This is a genomic window from Pedobacter sp. V48, assembly GCF_000523515.1.
Taxonomy (GTDB): domain Bacteria; phylum Bacteroidota; class Bacteroidia; order Sphingobacteriales; family Sphingobacteriaceae; genus Pedobacter.
Genome location: NZ_AWRU01000002.1, coordinates 26,245 through 48,947, shown reverse-complemented (window position 1 = coordinate 48,947; position 22,703 = coordinate 26,245). Strand labels below are relative to the sequence as shown.

General features: G+C 38.8%; 18 protein-coding genes and 2 pseudogenes. 6 read left to right on the top strand and 14 right to left on the bottom strand.

Translation table 11 applies throughout. The features are described 5' to 3' along the window. Positions 1-24 precede the first annotated feature (24 nt). From N824_RS01545 to N824_RS01500, 11 genes and pseudogenes are all read right to left on the bottom strand, one after another. Positions 25-1,761: a hypothetical protein gene (locus N824_RS01545; protein WP_048903393.1), complete on the bottom strand. Its 1,737-nt coding sequence runs from the start codon at positions 1,759-1,761 to the stop codon at positions 25-27. Positions 1,762-1,911: 150 nt separating this feature from the next. Next, positions 1,912-2,817, bottom strand: a complete 906-nt coding sequence (locus N824_RS01540; RefSeq protein ID WP_048903392.1) for a substrate-binding domain-containing protein — start codon at positions 2,815-2,817, stop codon at positions 1,912-1,914. Positions 2,818-2,820: 3 nt separating this feature from the next. After that, positions 2,821-3,024 (bottom strand): hypothetical protein, encoded by a 204-nt coding sequence (locus tag N824_RS01535; protein WP_235206961.1) that lies wholly within the window; start codon positions 3,022-3,024, stop codon positions 2,821-2,823. A gap of 27 nt (positions 3,025-3,051) precedes the next feature. Next, positions 3,052-3,873 (bottom strand): energy transducer TonB, encoded by an 822-nt coding sequence (locus N824_RS01530; RefSeq protein WP_048903390.1) that lies wholly within the window; start codon positions 3,871-3,873, stop codon positions 3,052-3,054. A 28-nt stretch (positions 3,874-3,901) separates the two neighbouring features. After that, positions 3,902-4,138, bottom strand: a complete 237-nt coding sequence (locus N824_RS33970) for a hypothetical protein (RefSeq protein WP_235206960.1) — start codon at positions 4,136-4,138, stop codon at positions 3,902-3,904. Between the two features lie 16 nt (positions 4,139-4,154). Then, positions 4,155-4,436, bottom strand: a pseudogene (locus N824_RS33965) (ExbD/TolR family protein). Positions 4,437-4,445: 9 nt separating this feature from the next. Further along, entirely contained in the window at positions 4,446-5,063 is a 618-nt protein-coding gene (locus N824_RS01520; protein WP_048903389.1) for a biopolymer transporter ExbD, read from the bottom strand. 87 nt (positions 5,064-5,150) lie between these two features. After that, positions 5,151-5,993 (bottom strand): MotA/TolQ/ExbB proton channel family protein, encoded by an 843-nt coding sequence (locus N824_RS01515; RefSeq protein WP_048903388.1) that lies wholly within the window; start codon positions 5,991-5,993, stop codon positions 5,151-5,153. Positions 5,994-6,299: 306 nt separating this feature from the next. Next, positions 6,300-7,904: pseudogene (gene pckA / locus N824_RS01510) on the bottom strand (phosphoenolpyruvate carboxykinase (ATP)). Positions 7,905-8,038: 134 nt separating this feature from the next. Beyond that, positions 8,039-8,392 (bottom strand): translation initiation factor, encoded by a 354-nt coding sequence (locus tag N824_RS01505; protein WP_048903386.1) that lies wholly within the window; start codon positions 8,390-8,392, stop codon positions 8,039-8,041. After that, positions 8,382-9,272: a diacylglycerol kinase family protein gene (locus N824_RS01500; RefSeq protein ID WP_048903385.1), complete on the bottom strand. Its 891-nt coding sequence runs from the start codon at positions 9,270-9,272 to the stop codon at positions 8,382-8,384. The genes N824_RS01505 and N824_RS01500 overlap by 11 nt, the downstream gene beginning before the upstream one ends. A gap of 233 nt (positions 9,273-9,505) precedes the next feature. Here N824_RS01500 and metK point away from each other — a divergent pair, with 233 nt between their 5' ends. From metK to N824_RS01475, 6 genes are all read left to right on the top strand, one after another. Further along, positions 9,506-10,756: a methionine adenosyltransferase gene (gene metK, locus N824_RS01495; protein ID WP_048903384.1), complete on the top strand. Its 1,251-nt coding sequence runs from the start codon at positions 9,506-9,508 to the stop codon at positions 10,754-10,756. Between the two features lie 144 nt (positions 10,757-10,900). Next, on the top strand, positions 10,901-11,248 hold the full coding sequence (locus N824_RS01490; protein ID WP_048903383.1) for a hypothetical protein: 348 nt from the start codon (positions 10,901-10,903) through the stop codon (positions 11,246-11,248). Positions 11,249-11,430: 182 nt separating this feature from the next. Next, positions 11,431-14,769, top strand: coding sequence for a VCBS repeat-containing protein (locus N824_RS01485; protein WP_048903382.1), 3,339 nt, complete (start codon positions 11,431-11,433; stop codon positions 14,767-14,769). A gap of 366 nt (positions 14,770-15,135) precedes the next feature. Then, positions 15,136-16,035, top strand: a complete 900-nt coding sequence (locus N824_RS32925; protein ID WP_200869792.1) for a TonB-dependent receptor plug domain-containing protein — start codon at positions 15,136-15,138, stop codon at positions 16,033-16,035. A gap of 719 nt (positions 16,036-16,754) precedes the next feature. Then, positions 16,755-18,200, top strand: a complete 1,446-nt coding sequence (locus tag N824_RS32915) for a SusC/RagA family TonB-linked outer membrane protein (protein ID WP_200869790.1) — start codon at positions 16,755-16,757, stop codon at positions 18,198-18,200. 29 nt (positions 18,201-18,229) lie between these two features. Beyond that, positions 18,230-19,732 carry a RagB/SusD family nutrient uptake outer membrane protein gene (locus N824_RS01475; protein ID WP_048903381.1) on the top strand — a complete coding sequence of 501 codons (1,503 nt, stop codon included), beginning with the start codon at positions 18,230-18,232 and terminating at the stop codon, positions 19,730-19,732. Between the two features lie 154 nt (positions 19,733-19,886). Here the strand turns inward: N824_RS01475 and N824_RS01470 are convergent, their stop codons facing one another. From N824_RS01470 to N824_RS01460, 3 genes are read right to left on the bottom strand one after another with little or no spacing between them, the layout of a single operon-like run. Next, positions 19,887-20,735, bottom strand: coding sequence for a sugar phosphate isomerase/epimerase (locus N824_RS01470; protein ID WP_048903380.1), 849 nt, complete (start codon positions 20,733-20,735; stop codon positions 19,887-19,889). Between the two features lie 22 nt (positions 20,736-20,757). Beyond that, a complete protein-coding gene (locus N824_RS01465; RefSeq protein ID WP_048903379.1) occupies positions 20,758-21,876 on the bottom strand; it encodes a Gfo/Idh/MocA family protein in 1,119 nt (372 codons plus the stop codon). A 48-nt stretch (positions 21,877-21,924) separates the two neighbouring features. After that, positions 21,925-22,695 (bottom strand): ThuA domain-containing protein, encoded by a 771-nt coding sequence (locus N824_RS01460; RefSeq protein ID WP_084498152.1) that lies wholly within the window; start codon positions 22,693-22,695, stop codon positions 21,925-21,927. Positions 22,696-22,703: the final 8 nt, after the last annotated feature.

Below are 22,703 nucleotides of genomic sequence, written 5' to 3'. Positions count from 1 at the left end.
CCTTTTTCTTTTATTATAAAATTATTACTTTTTCTTTGGTTTAGCTGCAGCTTTTGGAGGTGGAGCCGTTAACGACTTGATACCTTCTAATGCAGTGGTATTTGCAGGATCAATAGCTAAACTTTTGTCCCAGAATAATTTTGCTTTTACTTTATCTTCTTTGTATGAAGCAAAACCTGCAATTTGATTATAGGCCTCTACCATATTCTTTTTAACTGCCGGAGTTTGTTTATCAACGTGAGCCTCAACAGAATCTAAGTATTGTTGGTAAAAAGGGATTTTTAATCCTGTTGGGTTCGCTTCATCATCCATAAAGTCGTTGATTCTAGCTCTGTACAAAATTGCATCATATGTTGATGGAGCTAACTTCAGTAATTTCGCTAACGAAGAATCTCCTTTCACTAAAATAGTTTTAGGTGGATTAGTTTTTGCAGTATAAGCCTTATAATAAGACACATAAGATGCAATAGCGTGATAGAAATAGTTATACAATGACCCTTTACCTTCTGGGTTCAAACGGTTAACCACATCATATGTAGCAATTGCTTTTGGATAGTTTTTAGCATCATAATATGACTTTGCAAGTTCCGCTAAAGCCTCAACTTTAGTAGAGTCCATGTTAACAGCTTTAATCACATTTACCAAACCTAAACTGTCATTGGCCTTATCTGTAGAATCTTTCATTAAGGCTTTACCAAGGTACATATAGTCATCGGAGATAATACGTGAGGTATCTTTTACCTTCGCAAAAAAGTCTTTCATGTATTGTAAACTCTGAGGATAGTTTTTGTTTTCATATGCAGAGTATCCCCTCAACCTTGAAACGATCAAGTTTTTAGGATCATTCGGATTTACCGAAGCAAGTTCTGAAGTTTCTTGTTCCAACGTTTTAAAGTCTTTCGCATAAAACAAGAAAGTAGCATAACGTAATCTTGAATCGTATGATTTATCAGTTAAATCAAGATACTTTTTATAATTTGTTAATGCTTCAGCCGCCTTAGCATCGAAATTTGCTGGCTCCTGATTTCCCCATTGCATATACAGCTCAGCTAACTCACGATAAGCAGGACCATAATTTGGATCAGCAGCGATCACATTTTTCAATTCCACTTCTGCATCACTGAATGCTCTTGACTCTTTATACATTCTTCCAATCTGAACTGTAGATCTGTAAAGGGCCGGATTAATACTCAAAGCTCTCATGTAGTTTTGAAGCGCCTCTGAGTTCTTCCTTTGTGCTGCATAGTAATCACCTAAAGCAACAAATGTTTCTGCTTCTTTATCTTTATCATCAAGCTCTTCCGCTTTTTGCAAGTTAGGTAGTGCTGCAGCAAAATCTGGTTTCTCTCCCTCCAAATAAGCCTTTCCTATATACAAATATGGAGTAAAGTCTTTTTTCGAAGAAACTTCAATTGCTTTATCAAAATTTGTTTTAGCTGACGCGGCATTATTTGAAGCAAGATCAGCCTGGCCTAAACCTATATAATTTAAAGGATTTTTGGCATCAGCTGTCACACCCTGAGTAAAGGCAGCTCTAGCAGAATCAATATAATCCCTTCTTAAATAAACATCACCTAAACTAAAGTAATTCTCCCCTTTGCCTTTTTGTGACGACACCAATGCTTTAAGCATTGAAGTCGCTTTTTGGTACTGTTCGGCATCTATCGCCTTCTTTGCATCGGTAATGCTCTGAGCAAAAGAGGCAGAACCCATCACTACTAAACCTAAACCTAAGGTTATTGCTTTCTTTGTCATTTTCATAGTTCCTCTATTTTCAATTAATTGTTATGAAGCCGGCTTTGCAGCTTTCATGGTTCGCTATTTTGTTTTTAGTTTCAAATATTTAAAAGGCATTTCTAAAATCATAATCATCTTACCCTGCCCATTACTTTCGTTTTCCAAATATAAAATTTACTTTGTATTCTTCAAGTTAAAATCCCGTGACATCATCTTATGTGGACCAAGTCCAGATTTCAGTACGATCAACTGACCTCTCGGGCTTAATAACCAGTTTGCAAAACCTGTGCCTAAACCATCACGTCCCTCACAATTTATGATGTAAACGTTTCTTAAAACCGGATAAATACCACTAATTAGATTTGCCTGATCGGGACGATAGTATGCATCATCCCCCTTTTTCCCCTTAATATTCTTCACCCCCATCGTTTTCACCTTTGCAATATAAGAAGTCATATCGGAATTATTAGCTATTAACCAATTTACACCGACTACTCCTATAAAATTCTTATTTTCAGCAACGTACTTTATAACGTCATTATTGTTCTTCAAAGTATAAACTCCCTTTTTCGGAAGTTCTGTAATTTGAGCCAGCTCCTTAAAATACCGTAGGGTACTGGAATAGGCATTATCAAAAACAAGCTGTTTTCCACTGGTTGAGGTTCCTTTTAGTATCGCTATCACCTCCTCAACAGTGATATTTGAGTCAAGATCGTCCTTCTGAGTAAGTAATGAAATTCCATCTATGGCAAACCTGGATGTCTTTGGAACGATGCTTCTGTTTCGGTATATCTTATCTTCCTGGGGTGTTAACATCCTGGATAATATGATCACTCTAATGCTGTCATTTAAAAAAGCAGGTACTATTTTATTCTCGTTACCGGCAGTGATTGCAAATTCCGCATGCTTATAATCCGATTTAAATACCATGATCTGATCAGCGATAATCGATGAAAAAGATTCGTCAACAAGAATTTTAACCGAACCTGATGTCCGTGTTTGTTCAACAACCTCAGCCTGCTTTTTATTTTTACAAGAGAGCAGCACCAGAAAAATGAACGCAAAGCTTAGATTCTTCATTTTTTAATTATCCTTTTGATTAATTACCCGGGTAAATCTTATTGCTGCATAAACGATAAGTAACACACCAAGGAGAACTCTATAAGTCCGTTCGATGGTTACCGGCATGTCTTTCCATACGATTAATGTAAGGCCCAAAACCAGGTAAAAGGCAAACATAACTAGCCCTAAAATAAACAGAAATCGCTGTTGAGGCGATTTCTGCATAAATGTTTTTAAATTAAACATTGTATTCTATTGTGATAAGGTAAAACTGATTGGGATGTTATATTTCACACGAACCTTTTTACCATTTTGAACTCCTGGGATCCATCTTGGACTTGCTTTTAGTACCCTAACAGCTTCCTCATCTGTACCACCACCAAGTTTTCTATCAACTTTAATATCAGTTAAGCTACCATCCTTTTCAACAACGAATGATAAAAACACTTTACCTTGAATGTTGTTTTCCTGAGCCATAGGAGGATATCTTACCGCTTTTTTCAAATAAGCATAGAATTTCTCCATACCACCAGGGAAAGATGGCTGCGTTTCAAGACTCACAAAGTCATAAACTTTGGTATCCTCTACTACTGCTGCTTGTTTAGGGCCATCACCTGCAGGACCTGCGATAACGATATCCGCATCAGGGTCACCGGCAATGGTTTTCTGACCTGGGTCAGCCTTTTTCAAGTCTTCAATCTCAACCGGCTCTTCATCACGTACCAACTCATCCGGTTTTACAATTGGAGGAGGGAACTTAACCTGATCCTGTTTTGGCGGCGGTGGCTCAACCGGTGGCGGTGGAGGTGTTTCCGGGTTTACAGGAGGAGGTGGCTGCACCACTACTTCCGTTTGTTTAACAATTTCCTCTTCTGGAGCTTTTCCTTTGAATAACTCCATAATTTTAGGGGATAAGAACAACAACACAAATGCTGTTGATGCTATTAGCAATGATTTTGTTGTATTCGCAGAACTTCTCTGACGAAGCTCGTAAGCTCCGTAGCTTTTGTTCTTATTGGCAAACACAACATCAAGCCAATCCCTTTTTAATAAATCTATTTTAGAACCAAACATAGCCTAATATTTTTATGTTTATAATTATTTATAATATCCCAGCTTGTTTCATAAACGCTTTCTCGTTATCAAGAATGTTCACATCATCGATTGCCGGAGCAGTCTTGATTTTAGCGATATTTAACTCGTCCATTATATCAACAAAGTTCTTATAAGTAGCACCTTCTGTTGGTTTCACTACAATTACTATTTGTCGGCCAGTAGTTTTACTTACCTCGTCTTTATTCTTCAATATTGACTTTCTGACTTCAGCAAAAGTCTCCACACTAGGTGTGGCATTTTTAGCTKCTMMSATNGKAMSNAGCAACCTTATTGTTTTTACCCAATAGAATTGTCATGGTCTGAGATGCACGAAGCTCGTTTTTCACATCATTGTCCTCTTGATCAGGTTTTGCAATGTCCATCGCAATCGGCTTTGACAACGAGGTGGTTAACATGAAGAAGGTGATCAGCAGGAAGGCTAAATCTACCATGGCAGTTAAATCTACTTTGGTATTTGCTTTCTTACTTCTTACTTTGCCACCTTTTTTCCCACCCCCGCCGGAGGTATCTAATTCTGCCATAGTATGATTTTATTTAGCATCGCCCTCGGCCGATGTAATTAAACTAAATTTGTTAATTTTTTGCTTCTGAAGAATATCAACAATCTTTTTAATGTTTGGATATTTTTCTTCAGAATCTCCCTTGATACTTATCCTCATTGAAGTCTGGTGTAACTCCGCAACCGCCTTACGGGATTGCAACAACCACTCAGACAATTCATTGTTTGTTGAATCAGCCGGGATACCCAAGTTGGCCTTCGCAAACTTATCTCTCTCGTCACCATTCATCATGATAAACTTTTTCAAGCTGCTTACAGGAACTCCGAATGATCCAAGAACACCGAAACGTTCTCTCTCTTCAGGAGTAAACTGAATTTTATACTGCTCTCCTATTTTATCAAGCGTTGCCATTTTTACGTCCTTTCCTACGATTTCGTAGAAAACCTTACCCTGACCAATCGATAAAATCCCCATATCCAAATCTGGAACTTTAATCTTGTAGGTAGAACTTGGAATTGTTACTTCCAAAGGATCCGGCTGGCGCGCTGTTGCTGTTAATATAAAGAAAGTAAGCAGCAGGAAAGATACATCGCACATGGCGGTCATATCTATCGAAGTACTCTTTCTTTGAACCTTTGCTCTTGCCATAATATTTAATAAATAAACTTACTTTTTACTAATGATGTTAATTCTTCCGGTTTTCCATAAAGCCGGTAAAAAAAAATACATTATTTTTTATTTATGTGTACTGGCGTAAGTTTGAATGATGCTGAAACCTGCTTCATCAATTGCATAAGTTAATTTATCAATTTTAGAAGTAAGGATGTTATACATGATAATCGCAAAAGTAGAAGTACCGATACCAGTAGCTGTGTTAATTAGGGCCTCAGAAATACCAGTTGCCAATGCAGCCTGATCCGGAGCACCAGAGTTAGCCAAACCACCGAAGGCCTTGATCATACCTGTTACTGTACCTAATAGTCCTGTTAATGTACCTACTGATACCAAAGTAGCGATTACAGTTAAGTTTTGCTCTAACATTGGCATTTCCAAAGTAGTAGCTTCTTCGATATCTTTTTGGATAGCTAAACATTTTTGATCTGTATCCATGTTTGCTTCAACTTCCATTTCACGATATTTTTTCAATCCTGATTTAATTACGTTAGCAACCGAACCTTGTTGTTTATCACACTCACTTAAGGCTGCTTCGATGTTGTTTGAATTTAAAAATCCTTGGATTTTTTTAACGAATGAATCCAAGCTAGATTTTCCAGTTGCTTTACCAATTACAATAAGACGCTCGATAGAGAATACAATTACCATAAGAAACATACCCAATAGAACAGGTACGATAACTCCACCTTTGTAAGCCATACCCATGTAGTTACCTACTTTTGGAAGTGTATCGTGAAGATCTGGATCAGCCCCATCGATGAAATTCCCTCTATCTCCGAAAATAAATTTGTAAACACATATACCAATAATGATACAAATTGGAATAGTAAGAGTTGCGAATAAATTTGAAGCTGTAGAAGAGCCTTCTTTTTTAACTGTTGTTGGTTTTGGTGCGTTTGCCATTTTTTTTTAGTTTTTTAGTTTTTAGTACTTTGTTTTTTAAAATTAGATTAAATATTCCGTAATACACACAACGACTATTACAAACAATTGTTGCCGTAACAAATTTATAACTTTGATTTTAATTCCAAATTAAATAATCGTTAGCTTGCTAATTCGTTTTGTCCCGTCAATTTTACCCGTTTGCACTCCCGTTATATCTAACGTATTACTGTATAATTAAAAAAGATTGTCTCGTTGCGGAGACAATCTTTCGCAATTAAAACTAAAAAAAAACTGAAATGCAAATTTTTAGGTAAAAAAAAAGCTTTAAACTGTGTTTTCGGTGATTTTTGGTAGTGAACTAATCATTTCTTCGTTTGCGAAGGCTTCAAATTGCTTGAAATTATTTATGAACGCCAAAGAAAGTTCATTGGCTTTATGATCATACTTTTGTTTGCTTGTCCAGGTATTTCTTGGATTCAAAATTTCCGATGGAACATTTGGACAGGTCAACGGAATCCGTAATCCAAAAACTGGGTCAGTGGTAAATTCGACATCTTCAAAGTCTCCATTCAAAGCTGCAGAAATCATTGCACGTGTATATGCCAACTTCATTCGCTTACCTTCTCCGTAAGCCCCTCCACTCCATCCAGTATTAATCAGCCATACATTTACCTTATTTTTTTCCATTTTTTCTCCCAGGAGTTCTGCATATCTTGTAGGATGAAGTGGCAGGAAGGCCTTACCAAAACAAGCAGAGAAGGTCAATTGAGGCTCCGTAACATCTGCCTCTGTGCCAGCAACTTTTGCCGTGTATCCAGATATAAAATGAAACATCGCCTGTCCGCTATTTAATTTAGCAATTGGAGGTAAAACCCCAAAAGCATCTGCTGTAAGAAAGAAAATATTTTTTGGTTCAGGCGCAATTGAAGGGACTATGGCATTATCAATATAATTTATTGGGTATGCAACCCTGGTATTCTCCGTTTTATCTATGTTGGTAAAGTCAACGGTTCGGCTCCCCTCAAAGTAATTGGTATTCTCTAACAAGGCACCGAATTTTATTGCATTAAAAATTTGTGGTTCTTTTTCAATAGTTAAATCCACACATTTCGCATAACAGCCTCCTTCAAAATTAAATACAGATTCACTTCCCCAACCATGTTCATCATCTCCGATCAATCCGCGTTCAGGATCTGCCGAAAGGGTAGTTTTACCCGTTCCTGATAAGCCAAAAAATATAGCTGTATCTCCTTTTTTCCCAACATTTGCTGAGCAATGCATTGATAATGTGCGTYTYWSWWMASGANSMATWARGKTWRACACTGAAAAGATCCCCTTTTTAATTTCCCCTGTATATCCGGACCCTCCTATAAGGATTATCTTTTTTGAAAAATTAAGGATTGAAAAGTTAGGTTGTCTGGTTCCATCTGTTACCGGGTCTGCCAAAAAAGAGGGGCAGGCAATAATTGTCCATTCTGGTCGCTCTTGAATATCGCCGTCTTCCGGTCTTAAGAACAGGTTATTAGAAAACAGATTTTGGTACGCCGTTTCAGTTACTACCCTAATGGTCGTTTTGTAAGCCTCATCTGCACAGGCAAATGAATCTCTTACATAATATTTCTTTTTACTGAGGTAAGATGTTACTTTTTCATATAATGCATCAAATTTCTCCGGTTCAAATTTGAAATTTATATCTCCCCACCAAACGGAATCGCGGGTTAGTTCGTCACATACGATAAATCTGTCTTTTGGAGAACGGCCAGTAAATTTCCCTGTATCTACTGCCAGTGCGCCTGTATCGGCCAACGATCCTTCACCATTTTTCAAGGCCTCCTCAACCAATTGCGCGACATTAAGCTGATATAAAGCCATATCCGAATCGAGATTCAGATAGCTCAAATCAGGCTTAAGCATAAATGCTTTGCTCATAAGAATAATAAGTTAGTCGGGCAAAGTTATGCAGATAAAAAGGTAAAAACAGCTTTTTTAAAGAAAAAAATTAACTTATTGTCGCTTATACACTTATAAATAACAACCTGTTATTCAGCAATTTAAACAACAAATTATCCGCCAGATTTTTTCACTTTATAACCTTCCTTTTGTAGCAGTAAAAGCACTTTATCTCTAAAATCTCCCTGGATAATAATCTCGCCGTCTTTTGCACCCCCTCCTACACCACATTTCGTTTTCAACATTTTAGCCAAATTCTCCAATTCTTCGTCACTTTCTCTAAATCCTGTGACTAAAGTGACTGCTTTTCCACCTCTGTTTTTTCGATCCAAAGTGACCCTTAAGTCCTGTTGGTTTTTAGGTATTGAATGATTAGAACCGTCGTTTTCCTCCTGATAAACGAAGGATGGGTCTGTGGAATACATTATTCCTCCAAGATCACTTAGCGTTTTCTTTTTAGATTTCATAACTAGGCATAACTATATTTAACGATAACGGCACAATAGACACCTCTATTTCTTTTCCCATAAAAAAAGGTTCTCCATCAATATGTATCGCATCGTCCTGACTGCGGGTAATCCTTATGTTTTTACCTTTTATTATTTCTACAATTTTGGAGCGGTCAGTTCTTGCACTTAACATTTCGTACGCCAATATGGGCAATTTGTACATCGGAAATTCTTTAACCACACAAACATCAAGAAGTCCATCGATAACCGATGCCTTGGGTGCGATATGTGCATTGTTGCCATATTGAGAAGAATTGGCTATGCTGATCACAAACGCTTTACGTTCATAATCAACTCCATCTATATTCAGGCGGTAGATTTGAGGCTTATAGTTTAACACTTCTGTTAACCCCAATTTGAGGTAACCGGTTAATCCTCTTGATTTATTTCCGGCAAAAACAGAGCTAATATGTGCATCAAAGCCCATACCTGCCATATTGAAAAAGGATTTATCATTAAATTTCGCCGTATCGATTAGTTCAACGTTAAAATTATTAATAACCTTTATTGCAGCAACAGTATTCATGGGTATTTTCAAGAACCTTGCCAGTCCGTTTCCCGAGCCAAACGGAATAATACCCAACACTTTATGCTGTTGCATTACCTTAGTTGCAATTTCATTTATCGTACCATCGCCGCCAACGGCAACAATGACATCAAAATTCTTATTTGCAGCTTCCTCAGCTATTTCCGAGGCATGACCAACATATTCCGTAAAGCTAAAATTCGGGCTAAACTTAGCGCGGTCCAGGTGTGCATCTATCAATGCAGGTATCTTTAACTTATCCTTCCCTCCTGATATGGGATTAATAATAAATAGAATGTTTGATTTCGACAAAACCTTTTGATTAATGATAGTACAAAATAATTGATATTTTTTGACTATTTAAATATATATGCTAATTTTGCAGCATTAAAGTGGACTGATTTGCGATGCTATTTAGCAATAGCGGGATTGCAACCACGTAAAAAAAAGTGCTAACCATATCATACACTTCATTTTACTGCCTGCTATGCAGGGTCTGATTCCATTTTATATAATTGTTTAAATTAAATTTTTAATTATTTAAAATGTCGTATTTATTTACATCCGAATCAGTTTCTGAAGGCCATCCGGATAAAGTAGCAGATCAAATCTCAGACGCACTTATTGATAACTTTTTGGCATTCGATTCAGAGTCAAAAGTTGCTTGTGAAACTTTGGTGACCACGGGCCAGGTTATTTTAGCAGGCGAGGTAAAATCACAAACGTATCTGGATGTGCAACAAATTGCTCGTGATGTAATCAGAAAAATTGGTTATACAAAAAGTGAATACATGTTTGAAGCCAACTCATGTGGCATTCTTTCTGCGATTCACGAACAATCCCAAGATATAAACCAAGGTGTAGACAGAGCGAGTAAAGAGGAACAAGGCGCTGGTGATCAGGGAATGATGTTTGGCTATGCAACCAACGAAACTGAAAACTACATGCCTTTAGCATTAGATCTTTCACATACACTTTTACAGGAATTAGCGCTCTTAAGAAGAGAAAACAACGAAATTACTTATTTGCGTCCTGATGCTAAATCACAAGTAACGCTGGAATATTCAGACAACAACAAACCAGTTCGTATTGATGCTATTGTAATATCTACCCAGCATGATGATTTTGATGAAGAAGCTACAATGTTAGCTAAAATCAAAAAGGACCTTGTAGACATTCTTATTCCAAGAATTATTGCAAAATACCCGCAATATGCGCATCTGTTTAACGATAAGATAGAGTATCACATCAATCCTACAGGAAAATTTGTTATCGGAGGTCCTCATGGCGATACGGGTTTAACAGGGCGTAAAATCATTGTGGATACCTATGGAGGAAAAGGAGCTCATGGCGGTGGTGCATTCTCCGGAAAAGATCCAAGTAAAGTAGATAGAAGTGCAGCATACGCAACTCGTCATATTGCGAAAAACCTTGTTGCTGCTGGTGTAGCTGAAGAAATTTTAGTGCAGGTAAGTTATGCTATTGGAGTTGCCAAACCAATGGGTATCTATATTAACACTTACGGAACAAGCAAAGTAAATAAAACAGACGGCGAAATTGCCAAGATTGTTGAAGAGCTGTTTGATATGCGTCCCTACTTTATTGAGCAGCGCTTAAAGTTAAGGAATCCGATTTATAGTGAAACCGCAGCATATGGTCATATGGGTCGTAAACCTGAAACTGTGACCAAAACTTTTAAAAGCCCTGGAGGCGAAGAAAGAACAGTTACAGTTGAATTATTTACCTGGGAGAAATTAGACTTTGTAGATAAAGTAAAAGCGTCTTTTTCATTATAAGCTTAAGAAATATTTAGAATTCGAAAAGGCTGACCAAGATTGGTCGGCCTTTTTACGTTACAGCGCATTCGATAATACCCTTTCAACAAAAAAGAAAACCATTTCTAAAAGCCATTGTTTTACTTACAAAAAACAAGACCTATTATGGAACACCCAATAGAAATGAATACGCTTAGTCAGGTTTTAGAAAAATTAAGACTTAAAGGCCTGGATAACGAAATAAAGATGACAGATCATGGCAAAATGCAAGGAGTGGGCATTAATAAAATTTATAACCCCGAAGACCTTACCATAATTAAAACCTATCGCTTTGAAGGAGATTCTGACCCTGGTGATAACTCCATACTTTATTTGTTAGAAGACAAAGACAAACAGATCGGCTATATTCTTGATGCTTATGGAATGTATAGTTCCCAGGAAAATGCCGGATTCGATGATTTTTTAAAAAAAATACCTACTGCCGATAGGGATATGCAAGAGTTATTTAGTTAACAAAACACCTCTACGGTCTGCCTAGGCAAGAAAAACAGAAACAAAAAAAAGCATTTTAATCGAATGCTTTTTTTTGTATAAGAAGCCGGGGTAGTACCTCTTTAATGTTTTCTGTAAAAAAAACGATACATTGAAATAAAGTCGTTATCTTCAAGAAGAATTAAACCAAACTTCTTAACCAAATGTCTTCTTTAACCTCTAAACTGCACCTGAGCATAGCGCTTCTCAGCCTGTTTTCATTTACATCCTGTGTAAATAATGATAAAAAATCGAGCATTGAGGCTAGCACAAATAAACTCTTTTCTTTACTCTCCCCGGATCAAACACATATCGATTTCAATAATACAATCATTGAGAATGAAAGAGCAAACATTATATCTTATCAATACTTCTATAATGGCGGAGGTGTGGCAATTGGCGATTTAAATAATGATGGCCTCGACGATATTTATTTCTCTGGGAACATGACAAAAGCCAAATTGTATCTCAATAAAGGGAACATGCAGTTTGAGGATATTACCGATAAAGCTGGCATAACTGAAATCGGCCTTTCCTGGAAAACAGGAGTTACCATGGCCGATGTTAATGGCGATGGTAGATTAGACATTTATCAGTGTTACTCTGGTGGGTTACCGGCAAAGAACAGATCAAATACTTTGTTGATAAATCATGGAATTAACGATCAGGGAATCCCGACATTCAAGGACCAAGCCGCGGAGTATGGGCTTGCAGATACGGCATATAGCACCCAGGCCGTTTTTTTTGATTATGACAGAGATAATGATCTTGACATGCTCCTGTTAAACCATAATCCGAAAGTATTTACTACGCTGGATGACCTATCTGCCCCTCTAATCTTAAAAGAGCCTGCACCAACGATTAGGATTAAACTATATAAAAATGAAAATAAAAAATTCAAAGACGTATCCGATCAGGCTGGCATATATAATTCCTCTTTTACCTATGGTTTAGGTGCAGGAGTAAGTGACCTGAACAATGATGGCTACCCCGACATATACATTTCAAACGACTATTCCGCTCCCGATTATTTGTACATAAATAACGGGAATGGCACTTTCAAAAATCAAATTCAATCCCAAATCGGCCACACGTCTTTATATTCAATGGGTAATGATATTGCAGACATTAACAACGACGGGCTTTCTGATATTTTTACCTTAGATATGCTTCCAGAGGACAACCGCAGGCAGAAGCTACTTTTTTCTCCTGACAATTATGAATATTATGATTTACGCCTGCGTCTTGGCTTCCACTACCAGGATATGCGCAATATGCTTCAATTAAATAATGGGAACGGTACATTTAGTGAAACAGGACAGCTATCCGGCATTTCAAATACAGACTGGAGTTGGGCACCGCTGTTTGCAGATTACGACAATGACGGTTGGAAAGATCTTTTTATATCTAATGGCTATATGCGGGATTATACCAATATGGACTTTCTGAAGTTCAAAGGAGATTTCTTACGTAGCACTGACCCCACTCAAATAAAAGCGAATCTGTTAGATCTGATTCATGCAATGCCAGCATCCAATGTTAACAATTACATTTACAAAAACAACGGGAACCTTTCATTTACCAATAAAGCGATGGAATGGGGATTAACCACTCCTTCGAATAGCAATGGCGCAGCATATGCGGATTTAGATAACGATGGGGATTTGGATCTGGCAGTTAACAACATCAACCTGCCTGCATTCATTTATGAAAACAAATCAGATAAAAAAGCGAAAAATCAATTCTTAAAAGTAAAACTGCAGGGACTTGGGCAAAATACTCAGGGTATTGGGGCTAAAATATGGATTTACAATAAAAACAAGCAACAGTATCTTGAACAAATGCCGTCTCGAGGCTATCAATCGAGCGTTTCTCCAATTTTACATTTTGGATTAGGGGACGCTACTGCTATTGACTCTCTTCGAATAGTTTGGGCAAGCGGAAAACAAGAGGTGATCTCAGCTGTAAAAGCAAACCAACAAATACCTTTATTAGAAGCGAACGCAAAACTAAAATATAAAACTCCGCAACCCGTTCCTTCCTTATTCAAAGAGGTTAAATCGCCGATCGCCTTCCAACAGCAAAAAAAATCAACTAACGATTTCAAGCGACAACCATTATTAATAAATCCTATGTCGTTTTCCGGGCCATGCATATCCAAAGCAGATATAAACGGTGACGGTTTAGAGGATATTTATGTTGGAGGAACCCAGGGTCAGCAAGGTGTACTTTTTGTTCAAAAAAAGAATGGCGAATTTGTAAAAAAACCTCAGGCAGCTTTTGCTTCCAGCATAAAAAGTGAGGACGCAGATGCCGTTTTTTTTGATGCCAACAAAGATGGTTTTATGGATCTTTATGTATGCAGCGGGGGGTATGATAACTATACCCCAGAAGATCCATCACTGCAAGATCGGCTATACTTAAATGATGGCAAAGGTAATTTCAGGCAAGCTAATGCCCTACCTAAAATGCTAAGCAGCAAGAGTTGTGTCCGCGTCACAGATTTTAATCAAGATGGCCATCCAGACTTATTTATAGGAGGAAGAGTAGTCCCGGGCCGCTATCCGGAAACACCGGCCAGCTATTTACTGATTAACGATGGGAAGGGAAATTTCAAAGATCTGATTAAAACCATAGCGCCCCAATTACAAAAAGCAGGAATGATTACAGATGCAGCATGGATAGATTTGAATGGCGATAAAAAAGAGGACCTAATTCTTGTAGGAGAATGGATGCCTGTTACCGTTTTAATTAATACTAATGGAAAATTGATTGATAAAACCACTGATTATTTTGAGAAACCCTTTTCAGGATGGTGGAATAAATTACTGGTTGATGATCTAAACAAAGATGGATTTCCAGATATAGTGATTGGAAATACCGGATTGAATACACAATGCAAGGCCACAGAAAAGGAACCCGCGGAAATGTATTACAAAGATTTTGATGACAATGGATCGGTTGACCCTATATTATGCTTTTACATTCAAGGGAAAAGTTACCCGTATGTAACCAGGGATGAAATGCTCGACCAGATGAGTATCATGCGCACCCGTTTTCCAGATTATAAAAGTTATGCCGATGCATCAATGCAAGAAATATTTACTAAGGAGGAATTAAAGGGCGTATCAAGGCTAAAAGCTAATAGTTTAAAAACCACAGCCTTTATTAATAACGGGAAAGGTAAGTTTAAACAGTTGAGCTTGCCTATCGAGGCTCAATTTTCGCCTGTATTTACCATTACCTCCATTGATTATGATAAGGATGGCAATAAAGATTTGCTGTTATGTGGTAACATTAGCCGTGCGCGACTCAGATTCGGAAAATACGACGCCAATTATGGCATGCTACTTAAAGGCAACGGTAACGGCGGTTTTACCTACATCTCTCAACAACAATCAGGTTTTAATATAAAGGGAGATGTACGAAGCGTAACAACGATTAACAACAAATTACTCTTTGGCCTTAGCCAGCAAAGTCTGAAAGCTTATCAGCTGAAATAACACAAAAGGCCGTTCAATTAGAATGGCCTTTTGTTTCCCAAAGGAAATCTATCCTGCTTCAGCTAAAACAAAATCTTGCCAATATGGCAAAATAGCTTAATGATTTGCAAAAATACGTTAACAATCCAACTGAACTTTCCTATACTTTCATAGTAATAGCATCATATCTTTTATTAAAATCTATTTCTTTTAAAAATCTGGATGTGTATTAAGCATCCCAGATCGGAGAAGAAACAGGTACAAAAATAACTTAAAAGGTAGCTGCTAGTTAACTAAATCATCCCAAATATGAACCAGTTTTTAACTTTGACACCCAAGGGTGTGGCTTTGCGCCAAAAAATTATTTGCCTGTTAACAGTTCTGTTCATGGCAACAACGATGCAACTACATGCAAACTATTTAAAAAAAAATCCTGCTTACCTGCGCATTCCCCCCATCGATGCAAAAGGGAAAATCCTGGATGAAAAGGGTGTTGGAATTCCCGGAGTCAGCATTAAAGTAAAAAGTACAGGACAGTCTACAACAACTGATAATGAGGGCAATTTCAGTATAAAGGGGCTAACCGACGAGGCGATTTTAATTGTTTCCTATGTCGGCTATACCACTCAAGAGGTAAAGGTTACTTCCGGAAATATGTCAATTAAGTTAGTACCACAATTACAAGGTTTAGACGAGGTTGTTGTTGTAGGGTACGGAACCGCCAAAAAATCAGATCTAACCGGAGCAGTAGGTACAGTAAAAGCAGAAACGCTTCAGGAGCGTCCGGCCTCTTCCCTTAATCAAAGCTTATCGGGTCGTGTATCTGGCGTGAATGTATCCTCCAATTCTGGCAGACCAGGCGGCAGGGCCAACATCCGTATCCGGGGTGCAAGCTCATTGAGTGTATCCAATAATCCTTTGTATGTGATTGATGGGGTCATACTCAATGCTGTAGATCTGAAAAATGGGAGTTCCCCCATCGATTACATAAACCCTAGCGATATCGCTTCTATTGAAGTACTAAAAGATGCCTCCTCAACAGCAATTTACGGAGCACGTGGGGCCAATGGAGTAATAATGGTCACGACTAAACGTGGATCTTCCAATGGAGGTAACGTAACCTATGAATCAGACTTTAGTTTAGGTGTACTGCCTAAAAAACTTGAAGTGCTCAATTCAAAAGAATTTTTAGCAGTAGAGGATTTAGCCTATGCAAACGCCAAAAAATATGATCCCNSTAGGATSGGMAACAGGAACAAAATATACAGATCCCAAAACCAAGCGTAATAATCCAAAATTGTTCGATTCCCAAGGCAATCCATTGTATGATACAGATTGGCAGGATGAAGCATTTCAAAAAGCGTTTACACAAAATCATCAGCTTGGCTTTACCGATGGCAATGAAAAAAGCAGCTTTGGTGCCTTTCTAAACTATCGCAATCAGGAAGGGCTCGCACGTGGCTCATGGCAAAAAAGATATGCCGGCCGCTTTGTGTTCGATAGCCAGATAAAGAGTTGGCTAAAGGTAGGTGGAACAATGGGCTATACAGATCAAAATGACAAACAGGTTGACCAGCTTGACGGAGGAGGAATAACCATGATGCGTCAGGTATTAGAGGCTTTACCTATTATTCCAGTAAAATATGCCGATGGATCATGGGCAAGTAACAGAGACTATCCGGGAATGGAAGGTGGCGACAGCCCTCTTCGCGTAGCTGCCGATAGGTTATATTTTTTGCGTACCCAAACTTTGCTCGGTAATATGTATGCTGCCATTAACCTGGCTCCCGGATTGGAATTCAAATCAACAGTTGGAACTAATATCATTAATCAGAGAGAAGATTATTTTGCAGCCAAGGGGATGCAATACATTTCTGACAATGGAGAAGCCCGGGTAAACAATAACAGATACAATTCATGGCAATTCGAGAACTATTTAACCTATAACAAGCAATTTGCAAAAATACACTCGATAAGCGCTATGGCAGGTTTATCCTGGCAGCATATTGATCGTTTCGAAAATCAAGCTAACACTCAGGGTTTCGACGACTCCTATTTCCTGTACAATAACCTCKKWGCNAGGATCTAGCCCTCAGGCTCCTTCCTCCAACGGTCAGGCTTACGGGCTGAATTCATATTTTGCCCGCATAAACTATAGCTTGCAAAACAAGTATTTAATAACACTAACAGGTCGGGCAGATGGGTCCTCTAAGTTTGGAACAGAAAACCAGTATGCCTTCTTCCCTTCGGCTGCACTTGCCTGGAGAGTGATCGAAGAAGATTTCATGAAGAACATTCCAAGCATTTCAAACCTGAAGATCCGTGCAAGTTATGGTGCCACCGGAAATTCAGAAATTCCAGCATATAGAGCACTTGCCGGTATGGGTAATTATAACGTAATTTTCGACGGAACCCGAAATATCGGCATAGGCACCAACCGAATGGCCAATTCTACTCTCCAATGGGAAAAAACGAAACAAATTGATTTCGGGCTCGAGGTTGGCTTATTCTCCAACAGGTTAAATTTCGAACTCGATTTGTATCGCAGAAAGGTTAATGGCATGTTGCTAGAGGCTCCTTTACCACTCAGCAGCGGATATGCCAGCATCTTCTCTAATGTTGGAAGCATGGAAAACAAGGGTATTGAATTTAGTGTAAACTCCACAAACATCAAAACAGATGACTTCTCCTGGAGTACTACCTTCAATATTTCTGTGAACAAGAACAAAGTTCTTGCCCTGGCCAGTGGCGATATATTTTCAGGTAATGGCGTAATTAGAGTAGGTGAGCCTGTGGGTTCTTTCTTTGGCAGGGTGCACCTGGGAACCTGGGGAACCAATGAAGCTGCAGAAGCAAAGAAATACAATATGCTCCCTGGTGATGTAAAATACAAAGACCTAAATAACGATGGCAGAATAAACGATCTGGACAGGACCATTATAGGAAAAGGTATCCCTGATGGGTTTGGAACGTTCTTAAATACTTTCCAATATAAGGCATGGTCGTTAACCGTAGACCTACAGTATATGTATGGCAATGATGTACTGGATAGAAGCATCCATTCTGCGGAAGACAGACAGGGAATTGCCAACAGTTACAAAACCGTCTTGAATGCCTGGACTGAAACCAATCAAAACACTTCAATTGCGCAAATCAGGCCAATTAATGCCTATTATACTACGAACAATGATAGCCATAAAGTAACCGACGGATCATTTATCCGTGGGCGCAATTTATTACTCGCATATACTTTTCCATCTGCCACCGCTGCTTCATTAAAACTGAATCGACTTAGGGTATACGGTTCCGTTCAGAACTTTTTTGTAGCCACTAAGTATAAAGGTTATGATCCGGAAGTTTCCAACTCAGGAGCACCCTTCGATCAGGGCTTAACATTATACGATTACCCAAAACCAAGGGTATTTATGGTTGGGCTTAACATCGGGCTATAGTTTAATACAAACCTTTTTAAGAAAGAACAATGAAAACAATAATAAAAAAATATGGATTCCTGGTATTAACGGTTTACACTTTGGGGTTTACCAGCTGTACCAAATTTCTAGATGAATCGGATCCCAGCAATTTTACAGTAGAAAATTATTTTACCAAACCAGAGCATGCCAGAAGTTCTGTAAATGCGATCTATGCAAGCATGCGCGATCCGATGAGCAGCGGCTTTGGCGGCGGCCCCTGGACAATGACTGAATTTGCTACCGGGCAGGCTGCTACCGATTTAGGGCAGGCTGTGGACAGCTATTTTGTAAAGGACCTGCAAAACACTGCCGATAACAGCTATGGATTAAATTATTGGCAAAATTACTATAAGGGCATAGGTAATGCCAACCTTTCGATAGCAAAAATACCATCCATACCAATGGATGCGGCGGAAGCTAAGAAATTACTTGGCGAGGCTCATTTTTTACGCGCCTGGTATTATTTCAATTTGGTTCAAATGTTCGGTAATATCCCGCTGATAACAGCGCCCGTTGATTTGAAATCGGATCAATTGAGACCAAAGCAGGCCGCTCCGGATGATGTCTACAAATTGATTGTGGAAGATTTAAAAACAGCAGAAGCAGCAGGCCTGGCATGGGTTGATGTTACAGGAAGAGTAAGCTTGGGAGCAGTAAAATCATTACTGGCCAAAGTATACCTTACCATGGCTGGCTATCCTTTACAGAAAGGAGCTGAATATTTCGATCTGGCAGCAAAAAAATCAGAAGAAGTAATCGACTCCAAACAATTTAAACTGTTCAATACTTATGGAGACTTACACAATCCGGCTAAGAAAAATATGGAAGAGAATATTTTTATGATCCAGTATAAGACACAGATCATTCCGGCAAACTGGCAGGAATTGATTATCCCTTATAATAAAAATATTTCGGCATACTCTGCTGAAACCGGGGGTATCTATGCCACTGCCGACTTTGTAAAATCATATGATCCGGCAGATCTGCGTGCAAAAGAAGGTCAATTCTTTGTCACTAAGTTTACCAATCAGGACAATAGAAATCTGGTAGTAGACCTGGGAGGGTACTTTATTTACAAAATTTTTGATGTAGCAGCACACACAAGCACGGCCAATAGCGATCTTAATTGGTCACTGCTCAGATATGCCGAGGTGTTACTGATATATGCTGAAGCAGCAAATGAGGTAACTGGCCCAAGTACGAAAATATATGACGAAGTTAATCTGATAAGAACAAGAGCACAATTGCCAAAATTAACTGGCTTATCCAAAGATCAATTGCGAGAAGCGATTTGGCGCGAACGCTGGTATGAATTATGCTTTGAAAATGTGACCTGGTTTGACATGGCACGTCTCCGTAAAGCCTTTAATGTGAGTACCAAAGGATTTGACAATTATGTTGGTCATAAATTCTCCTATGGTCCGGTTTTAACTCAAAGAGAACTACTGTTCCCGATCCCTAGCAGAGAGCTGAGGAACAACACTAATTTGACACCCACAGAAGGGTATTAATTCATGGCAAACTACCATGTTAAAATACGATCAAGAGCAATTTCTTGATCGTATTTTGATATTGTAGCATTAACAAAATTGCCTCTTACACGATACGTTTTTATTTAATAATCGCTGACGATACAATGGAATCATTAATTAACATCGTGTTGCCTTAAGAAAACAGTTTTTTATAAAAAGCAAGACCCTCTATGGCAAGTTCATCTGAACTATTTGCCAGTGGCCGCCATATAGAGGCCGCTCTTGCGATCTCTTCGGACACCTCACCAAAAGTCTCTATCACAATCGCTTTTTCGTAACCAATTTCAGTCAATGCTTCTTTAATGCCAATCCAATCAAGATTACCCGTTCCGGGAGTGCCCCTGTCACTTTCATTTGCCTGGATATGACACAAAAGATCCTTACCCAGTTTTCTTATCGTATCAGGGATATTCTTTTCTTCAATATTGCAATGGAAAGTGTCTAATTGTATTTTGACATTGGGACTCGCTACCTCACTAACTAAGGAAATGGCCTGATCGGCAGTATTGATCATATCTGTTTCAAACCGATTTAATGGCTCTACACCTACCACCACCCCATAATCCGCTGCTACTTTGCCAATTTTAACCAGATTTTCAACACACCAGCTTCTTTCTCTTTTTTTCTGCTGCTCAGTTATAAAACGGGTTTTTCCAACTGCCGAATATACCGGACCGCCAAAAATAGGACTCCCTAAATTCGCTGCTATTTTAATACAATCTGCAATGTATTTTAGGCCTTGTGCCCTTATTCGTGGGTCCTCGCTGGAAATATCACGTTCGGCACCAAATGCACCACTAACAGTAACCTGTAATCCGGTTTCTTTTATGAGCTCTTTTAATTTAACCCAATCAATTAATTCTTGTTGTTCAACGGCTACTTCTATGATGTCAAATCCCATTCCTTTGATCTTATGAACAAGATCAAAGGAATGAGAAGTAAAGGGTGATTTCCAAAGGAATGTACTTACTCCAAATTTCATAAGGGATAAATTAAAGTTTTGTTTAGATTTCGAAATCAGGTATATTGATACGCGTACCGCCCTTTATTGCAGACTCATGCGCGCAGATACCTGCGCAAGTATAATTGGCTGCCAGAGCAGCGTCAACTGCTGAATCTCTACCTTCCATTATAGCAGCAACAAATTCCTGAACCAAATGAGGATGTGAACCTCCGTGACCTGCCCCCTGTAAAAATGAAACATGATTCGGATCATCTATTTTTTCTCTTTTTGTAAAATTCGCAATCTCAGGAATCAGCTGTTCATCGGTATCAGGCACGCTGATCCTGCGCGCATTTTCACCCCCATCAAACACGATGTGTTCCTCATCCTGCAACTGCTCCCATTCGAATGACATTTTTGTACCATATACATCATAACTTTCACGGTATTGGCGTACCACGTCAAATAAAGAACGTGTGGCTTCCGCTACTACATCTGAGTTTTTTAGCTTAAATGTTGCGGTTTCCACGGCAAACGGAGAACCATATCTGCTGGTCAGATCATCGCTTAACCTTCCAGAGCCATGACATACAACAGATTCCGCTTTGGTGTTATTGATTCTTAACAAAGGAGAGATGGCATGCGTTCCATTAAGCATTGGCGGATAGCCTTTCCAGTATTCGCCCCATCCATCCATACTCATGTCCTGAATATGGGAACCTCTAACAAACTGAATCCGACCCAGATCACCATTTTCTGCCAGTTTCAACCCATAAAGGAACTCTCTGGTATACAATGCCGTCTCCATCATCATGTACACTTTGTTGGCCTTTCTTTTAGCTTCAACGATGGCAGTACAATCCTCAACCGTCATCGCCATAGGAATGGTACATGCGGTATGTTTATTGGCGTTAAGTGATGCAAGCGTCATTTTAGCATGTTCAGGAACGGGAGTTACGATATGGATGGCATCAACGTCTTCTCTTAAAGGAACATCCTCATAATTTGTAAAGCAAAGATCCCTATCCAAATTAAATTTAGTGGCAAGCTCATCAATAGTGTCCTGATTGCGGGTGCAAATCCCTACGGCTTTAACATCAGGGTGGTTCTGATAGATTGGAATAAACTCTTTACCAAAACCCATCCCTACAATAATTACGGTAATTTTCTTTTGACTCATGTGATTATTTAATTTAGATATTAACAGTTATTAAAAAGTTCAACAATATTATTTGTGGCTTACCCATTTAATGGCATTCCGAATAAGCGTATGATAAACAGGTAAATCGTGCGATTCTGCATCATGACCTAATGCAATCCCTACAATACGGGCTTTCGGATGATTGACAACAAATACCGAAGGATAGATATCCGAAGATCCTTCCACGCTAGAATTCGCCAGAATCTTTATTCCAGGACCGTTAGCATCTACTTTATAATAGTAGCGTTCATCTTTTAAGCTAAACTTCTGGTCTACACCATTTGTTACAGGATGTTTTGCATCTACAACATTCACCTCAAACGGGCCATATTTATCATGCCCCTTTGATCCACCACTTACCAGCTGAAGATTATATTCAGGCCAGTCCTTCCAATTGTACCACAGGGCAGCATGGGCAAGCACCAGCCCCTTACCAGCGTTAACAAAAGCAAAAATGGCTTTCCTTAGTTCAGGATCTTCCATTGGCTGGTTGTTCGTTAAGAACAGCACATCAATATCCGGCAGCTTTGAAAGAATACTGCTCACATCACTCGTATACGTCACTGTGGCAAGCCCGTCTTGCTCTAAGGTTTTTGTATCGACTTCTTTATACCATTTGTCGAAATCATGAGAAGCGCCCCCACCTACCATCAGCGTACGTATTGGTTTGGTTTTTTTCTGAGCATTGGCCGGAGAATGTACCCCACAACTACTCAACGATAATACCAGGATAAAAAGCGAAGCCAATACCGGCAGTTTAGCGGGTAATAACCTCAAAAAAATTACATTCCATTTCATATCAAAAA